The sequence below is a fragment of the Xanthomonas sp. NCPPB 1638 genome (assembly GCF_041475635.2).
Taxonomy (GTDB): domain Bacteria; phylum Pseudomonadota; class Gammaproteobacteria; order Xanthomonadales; family Xanthomonadaceae; genus Xanthomonas; species Xanthomonas cucurbitae.
Genome location: NZ_CM192984.1, coordinates 1754866 through 1768682, shown reverse-complemented (window position 1 = coordinate 1768682; position 13817 = coordinate 1754866). Strand labels below are relative to the sequence as shown.

Below are 13817 nucleotides of genomic sequence, written 5' to 3'. Positions count from 1 at the left end.
GAATTCGCCTAAGACCTTTAACTTCGAGGGCTAAAGAATCTGCAGAATTAGGCGTGAAAGCACAGCAAAACAGCAGTTCGTTGACCTGACACTCATGCGATCAACACCAACACGGACCCCCCCATGTCACGATAGTTGTCCGCTCCCCTGAATCCTCAGATGGAGACCGCGATGGCCCGCTACAGCCCCGAACTCAAAGACCAGATCGTCCGGCGGATGATGCCCCCCAACAATCAGAGCGTTGCTGACCTGAGCCGTCACACTGGCATCAGCGCCCCCACGTTGTACGCGTGGAAGAAACAGATCCGCATCCAAGGATATATCGTGCCTGACACCGCTACTTCGCCGGACAAATGGGACGTGAAAGCCAAACTGAGAGCCGTCGCCCAGACGATGCCGATGAACGAGGCCGAGTGCTCGGCGTGGTGCCGTGAGAACGGCATCTACCCCGAGCAGATCGCTGCCTGGCGGCAGGCCTTTGAGACCATGCAGTCGAGCGCCTCGGCAGCGGAGCGGGCGGTTTCCACGGTGATGCGCAAGCGCGTCAAGCAGCTTGAGAAGGAGCTTTTGCGCAAGGATCGCGCCCTGGCGGAGGCGGCAGCGCTGCTGACGCTGTCAAAAAAAGCCCAGGCTCTCTGGGGCACCGACGAGGACGTCTGATCCCCGCGTCGTTGAAACAGAGAGCCGTCACGTTGATCGCCGAGGCAGTGGCCGCCGGTGCCCGCGAGATCAAGGCATGCCAGGTGCTGGGCATCAGCTGCCGCACGCTGCGCCGTTGGCGCGGTGCCAGCACGCTGGTGGATGCTCGAAAAGGCGCGGCCAAGCACTGCCCGCATGCGCTGAGCTGCGTCGATAAGGAACGAATCATGGCCGTCGCCAACCAGCCCGCTTACCAGAGCCTGCCCCCCTCGCAGATCGTGCCCCGGCTGGCAGATCAGGGGATTTACATCGCATCGGAATCAAGCATGTATCGCGTGCTGCGTGCGCGTGGGCAAGTCAATCGCCGTGGTCGCGCCGCCGCCCCGCGGACTGTGGCTAAACCGATGGCGGTGCGTGCCGATGCCCCTCGCCAAGTCTGGTCATGGGATATCACGTATCTGCCCTCGACGGTGAAAGGCCAGTTCTTCAAGCTGTATATGATCCTGGACGTCTACAGTCGCAAGATCGTGGGCTGGGAGATCCACCACGAGGAGCTGGCCATCCACGCATCGATGCTGATCGGGAAAGCCTGCATGCGAGAGCAGGTGGCGCGCGACACGCTGGTACTGCACGCTGACAATGGCGGCCCGATGAAAGCGGCAACGATGCTGGCCACCTTGCAGAGCCTTCATGTGACCCCGTCCTTCAGCCGTCCACGGGTGAGTGACGACAACCCTTACTCAGAGGCGCTGTTCCGCACGCTGAAGTACGCGCCGTCGTATCCGAGCAGGCCGTTTACCGACATCACCTGCGCGCGCAGTTGGGTGGCGGGCTTCGTGGACTGGTACAACAACGAGCACCGCCACAGTGGCATCCGATTCGTGACGCCGCACGAGCGCCATGAGCGACGCGACCAGGCCATCCTGGCCGCACGCGCGGACGTGTACCGGGAGGCCGCCATGCGTCATCCGAGCCGCTGGCGCGGACGCGCCACGCGTAACTGGACGCCTGTCGGCGCGGTTTGGTTGAACCCGGATAACGACGATAGAAAAGCACCCGATGACATGAAGTTAGCAGCATGAAATAGCGGACAACTATGTTGACAATCACCGGACCCTAAGCATCGGCGTACCGTAGACAAGCCTGAATTGCAGGCTAGATCACCCCGATCAGGGGGCAACAATAATCATGGATAATCGATCGAATGCACTCAAAGCCATTTGCGTATTGGTCAGTTTCTTGATTTTAGGGGAAGCATCGGCCCAGAGATGCTGCCCCAGCGGTGGTTCGGGAGTGAGAGCGACAGGACTCGGCGACAACCATCCGAACGCGATGAACTTAGCACTGGATAATGCGTGGTCGATTTACGAATTTCAACGTGATGGCGTGACCTATGTCCAGATAAATGATGCTTCAGGGACATTGAGAGCGGTGGTAGCGCGTGTGGACAACGCGCTTTGGGTGGTACCAATGGGCAAGGATGTAGACCGCGTGTCGATACCCGCATTCAATTCGATTGGCACCGACAGCATCAATGCCATGGAGAATAACCCAACAAATGACATATCCCGTATGGTCTACCGGACTGCAAATTTCACTGTGTACGTCGAGTCGCAATCCACCGGGGAACATTGGCGTGTCTCTCCTTCACATTAGCGACCATTGCCTCTGCAACAAGGAAAGTAAGCACTAAAGCATGGCGGCGACGGAACGTGCCGCCATACGATTTCAGCCTAGCAGTGAATTCAGCCTCCACCTCGGGCGAGTCGCATCGCATGGAGTCCACCAAGGCTGTATCCGCGAGCACACGTATCGCAATGCCTTGCCCACCTCGGCCCCGCCATACACGAGCTTGAATAAAATGTTTATTTGCCTGCGGCAAAAGCTCGATCGCACTGAGTGCGCAACGATATGCGGCCAATTGAAGACCAAGTGAAAGATGGCGACAGTCCCCTCGCAAATAATATTCAAACTGCGTGGACTTTAAACATGCAAGCGCTGGCGAGCGTAACGCCCGATATAACCCGTGCGTCTCTATCTCCAATGGGTACAGACTTGCAATATACTCCTGAAGAAGTTGAAGCTCAATCACCGCGACTCGCGTTATTTCCATTGCAGCTGCGTGATGTCCACGCGCACGGAGGTCTGCAACTATATCTTTGCGCATCCGATTGATCTGCACATTAATATCGGAATATTCCACAACCTTGCTGCGCAAGATACGCTCCGCCGCCATGCAATTATCTTTTACTGCCTCCTGCGCTTCCTTCTTAATACGACTAATGACGTCTACACGTTTCATTGGAACAGTCAAGCGAGCACCAAATATAAAGAGGCCAGCCCCCACTATGGCATGGACAAGCTGCACAATAAAAAGGTTTTGATCGTAAAAGCCAATTTGATGGACGTGCGATATGCTTATGGCAACTGCCACATTAGCCAACAGCGCACCCAACGCGGTCCCTATCAAACCATGACGTCGAGTCAGAAAAATTGCAGGCACTATTAACGCGATCATCAGGACATTGCGAAACAGCGCGGCGTGCGCATAATTAAGCGAGTAAAACACCAAGGAAATGGTAACCACAGAGGCAGTGAGATCACGCGGAAAATCAGTCCCAACTGGCTGTACTCGGCTCAGCGACCAGAGAATCACAGGGAGAAGGAACATCAATATACCAAGATAACTACCAAGCCAATAGCGGGATAAAATTCCCAAAAAATTCGGTGTTTCAGGCCCATTCAAGATCGTATTTAGTGCAATACTGCACAATGAATTACATAGCGCAATAGCAATGGCAAATTGAATTAAGAAGCGACTCTGAAGAACCAGGCCCCGAGAATAACGCCGGGCAACCCAAGTGAAATATGCAATCATCGGAGCATGCAAAAATGGGCTGATATAGGCCCAAATCAAATCGTAGCCCTGAAGTTGCGCCAAAGGCACACGGAGCCAAAGCATTGCAGCAGCATCACCTACCAGTAAAAATGGCCACTCACGATAGGGTCGAAACAACAAGGTGACTACGCGCAAACCGACTGGTAAATACCACTGATCGATCGAACAAAACCATAGCATCACAAACGTAAGTCCGTAACACATGCTAATTAGCATGCCTCTCAGGACTTCTCTAGCCACCCCCATGCCACCACTCCCTGGTTCCACGATTTGCTCTAGTCTGGATTGAACTGGATTTTGGAGTATAGCGGTGGCGCACACATTGCAAAGATCGGTTGGTTGGTTTGGCGCACCGCCTTCGCCCACGCAGCGCATTGCACCCTGGTGGTGCATCGGCCGTCATCTCTACCAACGCACGGTGTAGGTCGCCGGCAGCCGCAGCGGTCGATCAACCGCAGCTCAACCGATCAACGTGGCCAATGACGGATTGGCTCATCATCGCTACGGCACATTCGCCCTGATCGACGCTCCGACGCCGCGAGAGGTCCAGTATTGACGCGCAGGCAAACCCTGCGTGTCTGCCGGCGGGTTGGCCGCGCCCGCAGCGACCACACCAATGACAAGCGTCAGACTGGATGCCGCCCCGCCCCCTCATTGCCCGGCGGATGATGGCCGCATCTTTATCGCGCGGTATTGCCCCTGCTTGCCATAACGACGACCATTCTTCTCGAAGGTGGCACACAGTCGCCCTTCCCCGCAGGGCACCAGGTCCGCATGCGAGACCTGCTCCCAGTAGTCGATCGTACTTCGAAGCTGTGCGAGTTCGGTCCGTTTTTCATTGATGTCCTCAATCGAGTACACCACCGCGCCCAGGCCGAGAACACCTGCCGCAAGCATCGCCAGCGAGGCGATTCGCGCCCGCCGCGCGCCCCGCGTTTCGAAAGACTGTTGCGCCTGATTGTAGCGCTGGGTGGCCTGCTGCAACGTCTGGCCTGCATTGGCCAGCTGGTTGTTGAAGCGTTCGGCCGCCGGTTCCAGCGCCTGCGCCAATGCCTGATTGGTCAGCTGGGTCAGCCGTGGCAGCGCACTCTCCAGCACCCGGTTGATCTTGGCATCGGCGCTGCTGGCGGTGTTCTGTATCGCTTGCAGCTGTTCGGCGACCAGATCGCGCATGCGGCGTTCGCGCTGCTGCATGGATGACATCAGCATCGTCATGACCTTGGCGGTCTCTTGTAGCGAGGCGTTCGATGTATTCAACGCCATCATCATGTCTGCCATCGCAGCAGTATCTTGCCTGTCCATACAGTCTCCTACAGTCGTCTTGTCATAAAGCGATTGTGACTAACCACCCGCTCCGCCGCCGCCGTCTCCGCCACCATCCCCCATCTGCGGGCCGCCCTGCATCGGCCCCTTGGCGAACTCGGGCAGCGTCAGCACCATCACCGGCCCACGGCTGGTGTTGATTTGCGCCGACACATCCATTCCCAGCGCCTGGCGCGTGGCAACCTGCTCCTGCGCCTCCTGCTGGGCCTGCGCCTCCAGGAAATCATCGCCCTTCTTCAACAACGCCTGCGTCGCTGCGCTATTGGCCACCCGATGCATTGCCTGCTGGATCGCCAGCTCGTTCTTGCTGTCGAGCGCGTGGATCACCTCGTCCACGTCCGGGTCATCGGTGATGGAGTTGCGCGCGGACTGCGGTGAATGGCTGGACACATCGCCTGTCTGCGACGCACTGGCGCCTGGCACCCAAGCGCCGGCTTGCGCCATGGATTCGCTGGGCACGCCAGGGATTTGCGCCGTTGCTTGGAATGCCTCCACGCGGCTGTTGCCCTGGTCCCAGGCGCGGTCGTGACCGAAGGGATACGATTCTCCGCGCGCGCGGTGCTGCTGCCATTGCTGGTGGAAACGTTCGTCTTCTCGATCCGCCAGCGCGATCTCCTGTTGCAGCTGGCGCAGCGAGCGCATGCTCTCCTCCAGGAACAGTGCACTGCCTGGGTCGGCGGCACCACGATCCTGTGGCGGCGTCGCTTGGGCCCGCGACGCTGGCGCTGCTGTCAGCCCTTCAGCCAGGCGACGCTCGGCACTGGTTTCGAGCGATTGTTGGTGTGCTTGCGCCAGGCCTGCTGCGGGCGGGACCGGCTCGCGATGTTCGACAGGAAAAGCGTCCGAAGGACTGGGCTGCTCTGCCTCAGCGTCCCGGGAAGCAATGGCAAAGACCGCGTGCGGCGAGGCCATCAACGATTCTGTTGTCGCAGGCAGTGCTTGGGGCATGACGGCAAGCCATTCCTGCCGATCGGTCGCCTCCTGTTGCCACACCGATGCTTGCTCTATCTCCGCCGGCCGCATTTGCACGTTGGGGTATAGCGCTGGTAGCACTGCGTTGGACTCGGCACGTTGCGAACTCTCGTTGCGCGACTCCAGATGCTCGGGGGGTGCCACTTGCAGGCGTGCGCAGTCGCCGCTCTCCACGACGTGTGACCCGGATGCGCGCTCGGCGCTCTGGCGCCACTGCGGGTCACCGAGAACCGGTTCTTGATGCAATCGTTGCTGTGCGTCGGGGGCAAGGTGTTCGCGTGCATGCGGGTTGCGCGCCTGCGGTTGTGGGCGCTCCTCCTGCTGCACCTGCGAAGTCGTCCCTCGTTGCGCAAGCGGCACATCTTGCGGGCGCGGCTGAGCGGCCGGTTGTTGCGAGGACTCCTGCAGCCGGTCCTGCTGCTGTTGAAGCCCCTGGGTTTGTTGCTGTTGGTAATGGGCCTGGTGGGCCTGACGATTCTCGACCTCGACCTGTTGGACTTCATCTTGGCGGGCTTCTTGAGCTTGGCGTTCCTGCTGCCCATGCTGCGCATCATCCTGGGCCCGCTGTTGCTGGAGGCGTGTTTCCTCGCGCTCCTGATGCTCACGTTGCTGGCTGGTCTGTGCCTGGCGCTCCTGTACCTGGCGCTGTTCCTGTTCACGCTGCTGCTCCGCGTCGCGCTGAGCGTCCAACACCGCGTGTGCCTGGAGCGCCTGCTCGTCACGATCTGGGTCCTGAGACGCCGTTGGTACCTGCCCAAGGCGCTCACGTACCTTTGCGGCGTGTTGCTGCTGCGCCCTGCGAGCCTGCTCGGCGTCTTCCTGGCGCTCCTGCGCCGCGCTGGCGGCCTGCATGCGCGCCTGGATATCGCGCACCCGCTGTGGAGTCGAAGACTCGGAGGTCGAGGTATCTATATCTGTGTCCGTGTCTGCGCTGCGCTCCTGCGCATGCCCAAGGCTTGCCGGCTCCTGCCGATGGCCCTGCACCTCGTGCAGTGCCTGCCGAATCTCGTCGCTGCCGGTGATGGCCACTACGCGCGTAATGCCATCGGACCCCTGTTGCAGGTGGGCGATGGGGCTGTCATAGCCGTAGTGCCCGGCCGCATTGCGCTGCAGCTGCTGCATGGTCGGACCGGTGATGCCGTGCGCCTGCCTGGTGCGCTGTGTCGCAAGCTCCACGGCCTGCTGAGTCTGCGGGTTGACGTTCAAATCGACGCCTGCAGCCCGGTAGCGGTGCAGCAACTCGTTGTGGTCCCGCTGGGCCGCTGTGGGCGCGGGAAGCGCCTGGATCGCCGCCAAGGCTTGCTGGGCACGCTCCAGCGAGGATTGCCGCAACTGATTGGTCAGTTCCAGCTCCACCGCCAGATTGCCGCTGGCCACGCCGTCTTTTCCGGCCCACTGTCCCGTCTCGATGCGCTGGTAAAGCTGCGCATCCGACCCCAGCACCACGCCGGGCTTGGCCTGGACCGCCCGGACTGCCGCCGGCACTTCGACCCCGTAGGCCTGTGCGCGCTGCGCGGCGTGGTGTTCCAGATAGACAGCAGCGATCGCCTCGCGGCCGGTGGCGATATTGTGTTCGATGCGCCCCAGGGCTTCCTGATTGAGCTGCTGCGCACGCTCCGGTGAAGCCAGTTGAACCGCATAACTGCACAACTCATCGGTGCCGGAGGCCGCTGTCCTGACCTGGCGCTCCCAGGTCTGACGCGCGGAATTGCGCTGCCAGTGTTGGTTATCCAGGCCCACTTGGTCATCTGGTCGCGCAGGGAGGTTGAACGGGTCCTGTGGCGGCGATGTCTTGCCCAATGCCAGTTCCACTGCCTTGGCATTAGCCAGGGCGCCGAGTTCCTGGGACTTTTCGTAGCTGGATACCACCGGGTGATCGTCCGTCGCGCGACGACCGTGCTGTGCGGTATCGATAGACGCTTCGCGCTCCCAGTTGCGGCCATTGAACTGCCACTCCACGCCCTGCTTGTCGGTCTGGTGATAGATGGCGCGGTTGTCCAGCAGATCGGCGCCCTTGTCGAAGGCCTTGCTCATCAATAGCGCATCGCCCACCACCAAGGCGGCGGGCACGAAACCGCTGCCGCCCAGCGCTGCAGCGGTGGACGCACCACCAGCCCAGCCGCCGACATTGCGGGCCAGCGCATGAGTGACCTCCGATTGCGCGGCGGTGGCATTACCTTGTTCCAGCAACTCGGCCGAGCGGCGCGCGGTCAGCACCGCATCTGCGCCCGTCGCCAGCAAACCACCCGAGCGCACCAGGGTGCTGGCGGAGGCTTCGCCCAGCAGTAGTTGCAGGGACACAGCACCGCGTTGACCCAGGGGAACTTTTAGCTGTCTGGCAGCCTCCTCGCCCAGGGTGTTCTCGACTACGGCGATACCGTTCGGTGATACGGTCAAACGGCCGTTGCTGTGGGCGTTGGAAATGGCTTGGGCCAGACCATTTCGCTGAAGCTCATCCACACCGCCACGCGTCAAAGGATTGGGGGCGTTCTGAATATACTGGAGCGTGCTGACCACACGCCCTTCGGTATGCGTCACTGCCGCCCAGCCGTTGTCCACGGCCGCGTAGCCCTTCAGGCCCCGCAGTTGCGCCGCATGGATCTGGCGATACGTCGCTTCATTACGGAAGAAGCTCTGAACACCAGGACGGATATCGTCGGGCCGAAGGCCAAACGGCGAATTGGTGTACAAGTCTCCGTTGATAAGGCCGATGCGTACCGTATCGCGGAGAATTCCCACGCGGCTGGCGATTCGCCTAAGCGCGTCAGGGTCTCCTGCTATAGCATTTATTCCATCAGAAGTTTGTTCGAGCCGAGTCAGTCGATCAATCAATCCATTTTGGTAATCGGCTATGGGTCCGCCACTATGCGGCGTTGTGCCTATGGTCTTGGCAAGTTCTGGATCTGTAGGCAGGAATATCCGATTCTCGGATGCATGGATATAGAAATATCCTTTATCTGAAATTGCATTAAGTAGCTGACTTCTCTCGAGCGTCTGCTGCTCAATTGCGTGATGGTCTTGAAAAACAGGTCCTTTTCGCGCCATAAGCCTCCCCCTGCATTCACCAGATAATACTCAGCTAAATATCCGAAGCATCGATAAACCATAGGCCGCCAGCATCACTCCCGGTCTCAACGCCCGCCACAGTTGCTGCGTCTTTGAACACCCGGTCGCAAAAAACCCGACTGGTATAAGGTGTTTTGAAAACATGCGCAAGCCCCAACCGCTCGCGGTTGAAGGTGACGCTGGCACCACCGGTGAGATCGTAGAACTTACCGTTGACGAAGTCTTCGGTTGTATCGATGAAAAGTGTGGATGCATCTTCATCCAGTGCGTCAATCTCCTGGATTACGTCGCAGAGCAAGTGGCGTGGTCCTTTCGAGCCATCAGCCAAACGGTAGTCCACCTCGGCGAAAGCGAACGCGTTAGGGTCGACTGAGACCATGACTTGGTAAAGCCGCTCGGATACTAGCCAGTAGCCACTGAAGCCAGGCTCCAAGTCCTTGGGCGGCGGGCCTTTGCTGGGCTGGTAGACCAGACGCGGCGTTTCGCGCAGCGGAGGGAAACCGCCACCTACCGGCTTCAAGATCAAGCGTGGAGGAGACAGCAAGCGGTTGACATTCTCAAAGACAACCCCGTTCACCGGTCCGTTGATCGTACCCGCTTCAAGGATAAAGAACTCCCCAGCTTTAGGCTGATTGGCCGTCGTCGTTTCCATGCGTTGTGTCCCGCTCATTGATTTATGTCGTCAGGATCGTTGCGCCACAGTCTAGCGCCGCTGTGACATTTTCGCGCAGACGGTGCAACGGCGGTGCTTTGCTCGCTGTTTTGCACATTCTCACCTGGCGTTCCCAGGTCTGACGCGCGGAATTGCGCTGCCAGTGTTGGTTATCCAGTCCCACTTGGTCACTTGGTCGCGCAGGGAGGTTGAACGGGTCCTGCGGCGGCGGTACCTTGCCCAATGCCAGTTCCACTGCCTTGGCATTAGCCAGGGCGCCGAGTTCCTGGGACTTTTCGTAGCTGGATACCACCGGATGATCGTCCGTCGCGCGAGGACCGTGCTGTGTGGTGTCGATCGCTGCTTCGCGCCGCCAGTTGCGACCATTGAACTGCCACTCCACGCCCTGCTTGTCGGTCTGGTGATAGATGGCGCGGTTGTCCAGCAGATCGGCGCCCTTGTCGAAGGCCTTGCTCATCAATAGCGCATCGCCCACCACCAAGGCGGCGGGCACGAAACCGCTGCCGCCCAGCGCTGCAGCGGTGGACGCACCACCAGCCCAGCCGCCGACATTGCGGGCCAGCGCATGAGTGACCTCCGATTGCGCGGCGGTGGCATTGCCTTGTTCCAGCAACTCGGCCGAGCGGCGCGCGGTCAGCACCGCATCTGCGCCCGTCGCCAGCAAACCACCCGAGCGCACCAGGGTGCTGGCGGAGGCTTCGCCCAGCAGTAGTTGCAGGGACACAGCACCGCGTTGACCCAGGGGAACTTTTAGCTGTCTGGCAGCCTCCTCGCCCAGGGTGTTCTCGACTACGGCGATGCCAGTTGGTGAGAGCGTCAGCTTCCCTCCTTGGTAAGCCTCGGAAATGGCTACGGATAGCCCGTGGCGCTGTAGTTCAACGTTACCACCTCGGGTCAACGGTTGCCCCGAACTTTGAAGGTGGTTGAGTGTGAAGACGACGCGGCCTTCATTGTGTGTGACCACAGCCCATTGCCGCGTGTTCCAATTCGCCTGCCCATACGCATCTACCTGCGCCACATTCTTAGAGGTATAGCTCGTCGGCAAGTTACTGATCGGGTCATCGAAAAATGCGTTATTGATGGCCCGTGCCTGATCTCTCGTCTGGCTCAGACCGACGTTGGTGTGGAGTTCGCCGTTGACCAATGCCACCTGCACTGCATCGCTTAAGCGTTGAACCTTTATCGCCATCCGGTTCAACGCGCCCTCATCGCCGCTCAACGCGGCAATGCCGTCCTTCGTTAAGGCCAGGTCTTTCAATACCTGCGTTGTACCGATCTTGTAGTCCTGCACAGGTCCGCCTGAGTGCGGCGAGACTCCCAAAGCATGGGCAAGCACCCTATCCTTGGGCAGGTTGATTAGATTGGTGGCAGCGTCCTTGTTTAGCCGACCCGACTCTACCAAAACTTCTAGCAGTGGATCTCTCGCAAACGTCTGTTGCTCAAGAGCATGATGGCTTTGAAACAATGGCGTGTTTTTGGACATGAATTAGGCTTCTTTCTTGTCGCCTACTGGCATCAAATATCCGATACGTCGATAAAGGAGATGCCGCTAGCTTCGGCGTTGTCTGGAATACCGACTGAGAGGGTCGCGGCCTTGAACACTTGGTCGCAGAAAACCGTCGGGTTGAAGGGCGTGCGGAACACATGAGCCTCCTTCAGCGCCTCGCTGCGGAAAGCCAAGCTTGCGCCGCCAGCCAGGGAATAGAACTTCCCACGCACGTAATCTTCGTCAATCTTGATCTTTAGTCTCGATGTATCCTCATCGAGCGCGTCCACTTCGCGCACCACGTCGCAAAGGTAGTGGCGGGGGCCGGGGGTGCCATCGTACAAACGGTAGTCTACCTCCGCAAAGGCAAAGGCTTCAGGATCCACCGACATCATCACGTCATGGAGGCGTTCGGATATCAACCAGTAGCCACTGTATCCTGCCTCAAGATCTCGGGGTTCGGGGCCCGCACCGGGCTCAAAGGTCAGCAGCGGGGTCTCTCGCAGCGGCGGAAAGCCGCCGTCGTCGGGCCGCAAGATCAAACGGGGCGACGAAAGTAGCTGGCGCTTATTGGTGAATTGCACCCCGCAGATCGGATGGTTGCTCTCCATGTCCGAGACAAACATGTAAAAGGCACACGATTTAGGCTGATTATTTATCTTTGTATTCATGCATTGCCTCCCATCCACTTGGGTATGACCTTACACCTCAACGAGTCAGAGTCTACATCGGCCCCTGCTGCAGGTGGGCGATGGGGCTGTCATAGCCGTAGTGCCCCGACGCGTTGCGCTGCAGCTGCTGCATGGTCGGACCGGTGATGCCGTGCGCCTGCCTGGTGCGCTGTGTCGCAAGCTCCACGGCCTGCTGAGTCTGCGGGTTGACGTTCAAATCGACGCCTGCAGCCCGGTAGCGGTGCAGCAACTCGTTGTGGTCCCGCTGGGCCGCTGTGGGCGCGGGAAGCGCCTGGATCGCCGCCAAGGCTTGCTGGGCAAGCTCCAGCGAGGGTTGCCGCAACTGATTGGTCAGTTCCAGCTCCACCGCCAGATTGCCGCTGGCCACGCCGTCTTTTCCGGCCCACTGTCCCGTCTCGATGCGCTGGTAAAGCTGCGCATCCGACCCCAGCACCACGCCGGGCTTGGCCTGGACCGCCCGGACTGCCGCCGGCACTTCGACCCCGTAGGCCTGTGCCCGCTGCGCAGCGTGATGTTCCAGATAGACAGCAGCGATCGCCTCGCGGCCGGTGGCGATATTGTGTTCGATGCGCCCCAGGGCTTCCTGATTGAGCTGCTGCGCACGCTCCGGTGAAGCCAGTTGCACCACATAACTGCCCAACTCATCGGTGCCGGAGGCCGCTGTCCTGACCTGGCGTTCCCAGGTCTGACGCGCGGAATTGCGCTGCCAGTGTTGGTTATCCAGGCCCACTTGGTCATCTGGTCGCGCAGGGAGGTTGAACGGGTCCTGTGGCGGCGATGTCTTGCCCAATGCCAGTTCCACTGCCTTGGCATTAGCCAGGGCGCCGAGTTCCTGGGACTTTTCGTAGCTGGATACCACCGGGTGATCGTCCGTCGCGCGACGACCGTGCTGTGCGGTATCGATAGACGCTTCGCGCTCCCAGTTGCGGCCATTGAACTGCCACTCCACGCCCTGCTTGTCGGTCTGGTGATAGATGGCGCGGTTGTCCAGCAGATCGGCGCCCTTGTCGAAGGCCTTGCTCATCAATAGCGCATCGCCCACCACCAAGACGGCGGGCACGAAACCGCTGCCACCCAGCGCTGCAGCGGTGGACGCACCACCAGCCCAGCCGCCGACATTGCGGGCCAGCGCATGGGTGACCTCCGATTGCGCGGCGGTGGCATTACCTTGTTCCAGCAACTCGGCCGAGCGGCGCGCGGTCAGCACCGCATCTGCGCCCGTCGCCAGCAAACCACCCGAGCGCACCAGCGTGCTGGCGGAGGCTTCGCCCAGCAGTAGTTGCAGGGACACAGCACCACGTTGACCCACAGGAACCTTCAGCGGTCTGGCAGCCTCCTCGCCCAAGGTGTTCTCGACTACGGCGATACCGTTCGGTGACATTGTCAAACAGCCGTCGTGGTAAGCGCTGGAGATGGCCTGGGAAAGGTCGTGGCGTTGAAGATCGAGGTTGCCGCCGCCAAGCAGTGGCTGTCCGGAACCATGGAATTGCTGCAAGGTAGATACCACGCGGCCTTCGTTGTATGTCACCCCGCCCCACTGGCGTGCATTGGCGCTGGCTTGGCCGTGTGCATCCAACTGCGTCGCGTTCCGGGCAGCGTAGCCGTTCGGGTCCACAAAGAATGACTGGGTGACAGCTCGCGTTTGGTCCATTGTCTGTCCCAACGCAATGTTCGTTCGCAGATCGCCATTGATGAGCGCCACCTGCGCGGTGTCGCTCAATCGCTGCACCTTGAGGGCAACTCGATCTAAAGCGTCCGGATCTTCCATCAATGCCGCCTGACCATCTTTCGTGGCAGCCAAGCGCTCAAGGACATAATTCAAACCAAGGCCATACTCCTTGATGGGACGGCCCGTATGTGGCGTAACCCCAATGGTGTGAGCAAGCACCTTGTCGTTTGGCAAGTTGATCAGGTTGGTGGTCGCGTCCTTATTGAATCGACCTGTGCCCACAAGCACCTGCAGCAGAGGATCGCGCGTAAACGATTTCTGTTCGATTGCGTGGTGCGGTTGGAAGAGAGGCTTGTCTGACATGATCTAGAATCCTTCCTCATCGCTTGGTGGGGGGG

At 59.8% G+C, this 13817-nt stretch carries 6 protein-coding genes and 2 pseudogenes; 1 reads left to right on the top strand and 7 read right to left on the bottom strand.

Annotation, left to right across the window (positions count from 1 at the left end; all coding sequences use genetic code 11):
* The first annotated feature begins 171 nt into the window (after nt 1–171).
* A protein-coding gene (locus ACCQ13_RS07700) for an IS3 family transposase (protein WP_425509354.1) occupies nt 172–1721 on the top strand; the annotation gives its coding sequence in 2 pieces (ribosomal slippage) (nt 172–625 and nt 625–1721; 1551 coding nt in all).
* Between the two features lie 512 nt (nt 1722–2233).
* Here the strand turns inward: ACCQ13_RS07700 and ACCQ13_RS07695 are convergent.
* From ACCQ13_RS07695 to ACCQ13_RS07665, 7 genes and pseudogenes are all read right to left on the bottom strand, one after another.
* On the bottom strand, nt 2234–3784 hold the full coding sequence (locus ACCQ13_RS07695) for an MASE1 domain-containing protein (protein ID WP_159406948.1): 1551 nt from the start codon (nt 3782–3784) through the stop codon (nt 2234–2236).
* A 405-nt stretch (nt 3785–4189) separates the two neighbouring features.
* Complete coding sequence (locus ACCQ13_RS07690; protein ID WP_104604725.1) at nt 4190–4840, bottom strand: hypothetical protein; 651 nt, start codon at nt 4838–4840, stop codon at nt 4190–4192.
* Between the two features lie 39 nt (nt 4841–4879).
* Nucleotides 4880–8878, bottom strand: a complete 3999-nt coding sequence (locus tag ACCQ13_RS07685) for a hypothetical protein (RefSeq protein ID WP_274392077.1) — start codon at nt 8876–8878, stop codon at nt 4880–4882.
* 34 nt (nt 8879–8912) lie between these two features.
* Nucleotides 8913–9551: a DUF1629 domain-containing protein gene (locus tag ACCQ13_RS07680; RefSeq protein ID WP_159406946.1), complete on the bottom strand. Its 639-nt coding sequence runs from the start codon at nt 9549–9551 to the stop codon at nt 8913–8915.
* A 118-nt stretch (nt 9552–9669) separates the two neighbouring features.
* Nucleotides 9670–11055: pseudogene (locus ACCQ13_RS07675) on the bottom strand (hypothetical protein); the annotation flags it as partial.
* 32 nt (nt 11056–11087) lie between these two features.
* Nucleotides 11088–11729, bottom strand: a complete 642-nt coding sequence (locus ACCQ13_RS07670) for a DUF1629 domain-containing protein (RefSeq protein WP_167526867.1) — start codon at nt 11727–11729, stop codon at nt 11088–11090.
* Nucleotides 11730–11790: 61 nt separating this feature from the next.
* A pseudogene (locus ACCQ13_RS07665) lies at nt 11791–13785 on the bottom strand (hypothetical protein); the annotation flags it as partial.
* Between the last annotated feature and the right edge of the window lie 32 nt (nt 13786–13817).